Annotated in this window: 4 protein-coding genes and 1 pseudogene; 4 read left to right on the top strand and 1 reads right to left on the bottom strand. The window is 57.7% G+C overall.

What is annotated here, in order from left to right:
- On the top strand, positions 1 to 417 hold a 417-nt coding region (locus PROAA_RS10530; RefSeq protein ID WP_222102214.1), incomplete at its 5' end, for a hypothetical protein.
- 54 nt (positions 418 to 471) lie between these two features.
- Here the strand turns inward: PROAA_RS10530 and PROAA_RS10535 are convergent.
- Positions 472 to 1257 (bottom strand): PEP-CTERM sorting domain-containing protein, encoded by a 786-nt coding sequence (locus tag PROAA_RS10535; RefSeq protein WP_186411301.1) that lies wholly within the window; start codon positions 1255 to 1257, stop codon positions 472 to 474.
- Between the two features lie 531 nt (positions 1258 to 1788).
- Between PROAA_RS10535 and PROAA_RS10540 the strand changes: the two genes are divergently transcribed.
- From PROAA_RS10540 to PROAA_RS10550, 3 genes and pseudogenes are all read left to right on the top strand, one after another.
- Positions 1789 to 3720: an alpha-amylase family glycosyl hydrolase gene (locus tag PROAA_RS10540; protein WP_186411302.1), complete on the top strand. Its 1932-nt coding sequence runs from the start codon at positions 1789 to 1791 to the stop codon at positions 3718 to 3720.
- A gap of 85 nt (positions 3721 to 3805) precedes the next feature.
- Entirely contained in the window at positions 3806 to 4993 is a 1188-nt protein-coding gene (locus PROAA_RS10545; protein ID WP_186411303.1) for a patatin-like phospholipase family protein, read from the top strand.
- Positions 4993 to 5905, top strand: a pseudogene (locus tag PROAA_RS10550) (TRAFs-binding domain-containing protein); the annotation flags it as partial. The gene PROAA_RS10545 and the pseudogene PROAA_RS10550, both read left to right, overlap by 1 nt.

Raw genomic sequence — 5905 nt, forward strand, 5'->3', positions numbered from 1 at the left:
CTAGTTGCGTTCCAAGCGGGCTTGGCCATCGCCGAAAAATTGGCTTGTCTCGATCCCTCCAATGCGGAGTGGCAGCGTGATCTGTCGCTAAGCCAAGACAAGATCGGCGATGTGCTGGTGGCCCAGAACGACCTACCGGGGGCCTTGGCGTCTTTCCGCAAGTGTCTGAACATACGTAAAAACCTAACCGCCCGCGATCCAGAAAATGCTCGATGGCAATTGGATGAAGCCCTTTGTTGCGCCAAGCTGGGCGTTTTTGTCGAACTGGGAAAAAGCGAGCGGCTTGCCTATCTGCAACGAGGCCAGCGCATATTTCTGGCCCTCCGGGACGCACACCGTCTGTTGCTCAATCAGGACTTCACAAGTTGGTTCGAAACCGCAGTGAAGGCATTGGGCGAAGAAGTGACAGAACGCTGAGCCGGCCGCGATATTGAAATCCAATTCTGCGTGTTGTGGCCGAGTTACGCTGATTCAGCAGCTATTTTGGTTGCGACGGCGACTCAAACCCAGCCCGGCCAGCGCGATGCCAAAAAGGGCAATACTCATCGGCTCCGGCACAGTAGCCTGAGGCGGGTCGGCCAAAACCAGGTCGTTGCCACACTGCATCGTCCACTGCACGTCAAAGGGCAAACTCCAATCACCTCCGAACAAGCTGATATCAATCGCAGCCTCGTAGGCATAGTGCGTGTCGCCTGTGTAGGCGCCATAGCCGGTAAATGCTCCGCTGATGGCGAGCGTGCCGCCGGTACCAAGCTTCTGGCCATGACCGTCCTTGATCGAAACGGCGTTTCTACCGTCTGTATAGGGCGTCCCCTGACCGGTGAAAAGACCAAACTTGAGATCACTCTCGCCAGCAATCTTGAAAAGCTTGCCGATGTCGACACCCGTCGTCTTGATGCCATATTCGAACGTTCCGTCACGGCCAAAATCAATCAGGAAATCCCCAGGCGCATACGAACTTGAACCACTATTCACCATCGCTGGATTGTGGCCGGTGATCAGCGCCAGATAGAGCTTGCTACTGTCGTAATCGACATAGAGCGCTTCGGCATCGTAGGCCTGACCGCCCCATCCAGGATTGACATACTGGGAGAGATTCCCGGTCGAATCGGTATCGACCGTATGACCCTTGATCGCGTTGCCGGTGGTGAAGTTGGTTTGCACACCCCAATCCGTCAGATTGCCATCAATAGTGTAGGCCGAGGCGGGCAAGGCGACCAGGGCAGCGAGGGTTGCGGCAAACGTACGAATAAGCATGATTTGAAGACTCCAGTTGTATGTAGCGTTGTAACTGCAATATGCATGCCATACGCCGTTTCATTGAGTCCGACCCTGGTTCCTTTCTGCACATGTAAATTTCCCCGACACGAGCGAATTCGGCAAAAAGCGTGACATAGTTCCGCATGCCGATTGACGCCCGTGAACTAATTCACGGAATTGATTGAAAAACCCTCGATTTCCATTAGGCTATTACGAATAGAACGATTCATCGGTATCGATTTTGTGTAAAAAAATCCGACACTTGGCTTCATCCAACGGGGTAGCAACGCCTTGGCCGTCTGGTCAGGCGCATTCCGACGGACGTGGTAGACGTGAGCCCATGGCAACCGGATTTCACGGAACTCAATAAGCACTGCCCTAGTCTGCTTCATACAAGGTTGCACTCCGGAATGCCGAAAGGAAAAACAGAGTGAAGTGAAGGGTGAATTCAAAACGATCAACAAAGCCCCATGACGGCCAGCCAGCCCATACAACTCACATGACATACGTTCACTGAGGTAAGCCACCATGCCTATCGACAATACCACTCACGACCAGCTCGAACGCAGTCTGCAAGAAATCGACTGGGCCGCCTTGCGCCGGCCCGGCTATCTTCCGTCACCTGCCGCCTGGGAAGACCAGGTGCTCTACTTTCTGATGCTCGATCGCTTTTCCGACGGACGGGAGCAAGGCTTCCGTGACATCCATGGCAATATCATCGTCACCGGCAGTACCCCCCCGTTCAGCTTTTTCGATGATGCTTACAAAGCGGATCGTTCCAGCTGGGCAGATACCGGCGACGAGTGGCTTGGAGGTACGCTGAAGGGACTCGAAAGCAAGATCGGTTACCTGAAACGCCTGGGAGCAACGGCCATCTGGATCAGCCCGGTTTTCAAGCAGGTCGCCGCGGATACCCACTCCTACCACGGCTATGGCATCCAGAACTTCCTGGACATCGACCCCCATTTCGGCTCCCGCCAGGACCTCATCGATCTGGTCAACACGGCTCACGCAAACGGCATTAGAGTCATTCTCGACATCATCCTCAATCACAGTGGCGATGTGTTCGGCTATCAGTTCAATCCGAACCGTTATCCGGCCCGCGACGAGTACGGCAACATCGGCATGGATCCGCGCTGGGATGGCGGCACCTATCCGGTGGCCGGCTGGCGTAACGCCTTCGGCCAGACCAATATCCCTTTCGGGCCCATCAATCCTGCGACCCACGGTTATGCCTGGCCCAACGATGCAGTCTGGCCGGCAGAGCTGCAGGACGCCGCGACCTTCACCACCAAGGGGCGAATCAATAGCTGGGACAACGATCCGGAATTTCTCGAGGGCGACTTCGTAACCCTCAAGGACATCCACCATGGCGATCACGAACGCGATGCGCAAAACCGGCGCATTGTCGATGCCTTTCACCCCACGCCTGCCCTCACCGCCCTCTGCGACGTATTCAAATTCTGGATCGGCCTGGCCGACGTTGACGGCTTCCGCATAGATACTGTCAAACACATGGAGCCCGGCGCGACGCGCTATTTCGCGGCTGTCATCAAGGAATTCGCACAGAGTCTCGGCAAGGAAAACTTCTTCCTGGTCGGTGAGATCACTGGTGGGCGCGACAATGCTTACAACACACTGGAACTTACCGGACTCGATGCCGCGCTGGGCATAGACGACATTCCGGACCGCATGGACTATCTGGCCAAGGGCTGGCGCGAACCAGTCGATTATTTCAACCTGTTCCGCAACTCGGCGCTGGTGAATAAATCATCCCATGTCTGGTTCGGCAAGCACGTCGTCACGCTGTTCGACGATCATGACCAGGTGCGCAAGGGAAACAACAAGGGCCGTTTCTGCGGCGACTGGGTCAACAACGGGTATGCTCATCTCAAGGCTGTGCTCGGCCTGAACCTCATGTCCATGGGGATTCCCTGCATTTACTACGGTACCGAGCAGGCTTTCGACGGTACCGGAGACAATGACCGCTACCTGCGCGAATGCATGTTTGGCGGTGCATTTGGCTCCCTGCAAAGCAGCGGCCGGCATTTTTTCGACGAAAATCATGAGATCTTCCGTTTCATCGCCGAGATCACGGTATTACGCAGCCAGCATCTGGCGCTGCGCCGAGGACGGCAATACCTGCGGGAGATTTCTGATTCGGGCGAGGATGGCGACTTTGGTCTGCCGCACATGATCGGCGGCCAGATCCGCTCAGTGGTTCCCTGGTCGCGCCTCTTCGACAACCAGGAAATCCTGTTGGCCATCAACACTGATGCATACAGCGCCCGTGCCGCCTGGGTCACCATCGACGCCACCTTGCACGCCGAACCTGGCATGCTGACCTGCCTCTACTCCACCGACGTGGCGCGTATCGGCGACGCCACGACCATCGAGTCGCGGAACGGCCGGGCGGTGCATATCGAGGTGCCGGCGGGTGGATTCGTGATGTATGGATGAGAATTGCATCTCCATTGACCACGGCGAACGGGACGTGGTTAGCAACTAAAATGGGTAGCATCAGCACATCAATAAGGAGGCAAGCATGTCCAGCAAACTCATCGCAAGCATAGATTCCGTTGGCCCCAAGAAAATCCTGACGTGTGACGGAGGAGGCATTCTTGGCCTGATCAGCGTTGAAATTCTCGCCAGGATCGAAGCCGATCTGCGCGCCGAACTGAAAAAGCCCGACCTGGTGCTGGCCGACTGGTTCGACTTCGTCTGCGGCACCAGCACGGGCGCCATCATCGCGGCGTGCATCGCGACCGGAATGTCGATCGATCAGATTCGCGAATTCTATGTCGGCAGCGGCGAGCAGATGTTCGACAAGGCCTCGGTTTTCAAGCGGCTGCGCTACAGCTACAACGACGAACCCCTGGCCGAAAAACTGCGCAACGAACTCAATCGTGCGCTCGGCTATCCCGAGGGTTCGCCGCCTGCCACCCTGGGTGATGACGGGTTGCGCACCATGCTGATGATGGTGCTGCGCAATCACACGACCGATTCACCCTGGCCGGTCAGCAATAACCCACGCGCCAAATACAACCAGCGGATCAAATCCGATGGCAGCCCGCGCAAGGACTGCAATCTGGATCTGCCTTTGTGGCAACTGGTGCGCGCCAGCACCGCGGCGCCCACTTTCTTTCCGCCCGAGGTCGTAACCTTCGCGCCAGGTACGCCGGACCAATACCAGTTCATTTTTGTCGATGGCGGCGTCACCACCTACAACAATTCGGCCTTCCTGGCTTTCCAGATGGCCACTTCGGCGCCCTACAAGGTGAACTGGGCGACAGGCACAGATAAGCTGCTGATCGTCTCGGTGGGCACCGGCAACGCGGCGAAGGCGCGACCCGATCTCAAAGAAGAGGATTTGTGGTTGCTCGACCACGCAAAGAGCATCCCGTCTGCCTTGATGAACGCTGCTTCGGCCGGTTGGGATACGGCCTGCCGTATTCTGGGCGAATGCCGCCACGGCGGCCCGATCGATCGGGAGATCGGTGATCTGGTCGCCACGCCGGACGCCCCCAACTGGACCGGCGCCAAGCAGTTTGCGTACGTGCGCTATGACCCGGACGTGTCGCGCGAGGGTCTTGACGCCCTGGGGCTGAAGGATATCGACCCGGCCCGAGTGCAGCTCATGGATTCGATCAAATTCATCACCGGAATCCAGCGCGTAGGTGTGGCGTACGCCGCTGCCCACTTCGATCTCAAGCATTTCAAGGGATTTGTCTGATGACCACCTGTTTCGTTGTCCAGGGCTTCGGCAAGAAGACCGATTTCACCGACGGGCGCGTGCTGGATCTGGATGCATCCTACGCGATCATCAAGGAAGCCGTTGAAGCGTCGAATCTTGAATGCATCCGCGCCGACGAGATTCCCCATTCCGGCACCATCGACGTGCCCATGTACAAGCTCTTGCTACAAGCCGACCTGGTGATCGCGGACCTGTCCACCTACAACGTCAATGCCGCCTTTGAACTGGGGGTGCGCTACGGGCTGCGTCCGAGCGCAACAATCATTGTCGCCGAGGAGGGTTTCAAGAACCCGTTCGATGTCGGCCACATCGTGATCCGCCGCTACAAGCATCTGGGAGAAGATATCGGCGCCAAAGAGGCCAAGCGTTTCCGCGATGATCTGAAGCAGGCCATCGCTGACATTCTGGCGGCCGGCGCGATCGACAGCCCGGTCTACACTTTCCTGCCTGAGCTGACCCCACCGCGGGTAGAGCGCGCCGGGGATGAGATTCCCACTCCTGTATCGGCTTCCATCGCACCCACCGCCTCTCCTGCCGTGCCGCCGCCCGCATCTCCGCTTGCTGCGGCCCCTGCAGCCGGCGCGACGGCACGAGGCGGGGCAAACTTACGCTTCGACGAAACCATGGCCGGCACGGCGGTCTTCAGGGTTGGTCAGGGGACCGCCACGGGGGATGACGAAACGCTTCCGCAAACCGCCAAAGCCAATCTTGAGCAGGCTCAGGCAAAGCTGCTGGCCGGCGAATTCGCCGACGCCTGCCGGCTGTTGAAAGAGGTCCAGAAACAACGACCCAACGACAGTTTTGTCATCCAACAACTGGCCCTGTCCACCTATAAGTCCAGACAGCCTACTCCCGAAGCAGCGCTGACCGAGGCCCGAGACATTCTTCTGG

Origin of the sequence: Candidatus Propionivibrio aalborgensis, from assembly GCF_900089945.1 — a bacterium.
Taxonomy (GTDB): domain Bacteria; phylum Pseudomonadota; class Gammaproteobacteria; order Burkholderiales; family Rhodocyclaceae; genus Propionivibrio; species Propionivibrio aalborgensis.

Coding starts and splice junctions, on each gene's coding strand:
- PROAA_RS10535 (WP_186411301.1), bottom strand. CDS start 1,257: ATGCTTATTCGTACGTTTGCCGCAACCCTCGCTGCCCTGGTCGCCTTG.
- PROAA_RS10540 (WP_186411302.1), top strand. CDS start 1,789: ATGCCTATCGACAATACCACTCACGACCAGCTCGAACGCAGTCTGCAA.
- PROAA_RS10545 (WP_186411303.1), top strand. CDS start 3,806: ATGTCCAGCAAACTCATCGCAAGCATAGATTCCGTTGGCCCCAAGAAA.